1 pseudogene is annotated in these 441 nt (G+C 37.2%); it reads left to right on the top strand.

Annotated features, from left to right (window positions below):
* Positions 1-441: pseudogene (locus tag GBI16_RS18535) on the top strand (homoserine dehydrogenase); the annotation flags it as partial.

Raw genomic sequence — 441 nt, 5'->3', positions numbered from 1 at the left:
TTAACTTGGCGCATCAGCACAATAAAAAACTTTTTTTTAGCGGTGCGACAGCTGCTGCCTTACCGACTGTTGATTTGTTTGAATATAACTTAGCTGGCTGCCAAATTTTAGAAATAGAAGGTGTCTTTACAGGAACCACAAATTTTATTTTGAATGATATGTTGCAACACGGATGCGAATTTGCAGAATCTCTTGGAAAAGCTCAAGCAAAAGGGATTGCAGAACCTGACAGCTCTTTTGATGTAGATGGGTGGGATACTGCTGCCAAAATTACGATATTAGCAAATACTGTTTTGGGAGCTGATATAAAAATTCAAGATATTCCAAGACAAGGAATCAGTCATGTTACGGCTGAACATATTCGTGATTGGAAAAAAGAGAATCTAATTCCTCGATTGGTCGGTTTTATTGATATTAAAAATCAGCAAATTCGAACAGGTG

Source organism: Acinetobacter sp. TUM15064 (genome assembly GCF_008980265.1).
Classification (GTDB): Bacteria; Pseudomonadota; Gammaproteobacteria; order Pseudomonadales; family Moraxellaceae; genus Acinetobacter.
This window is presented reverse-complemented; position numbering and strand designations above follow the sequence as displayed.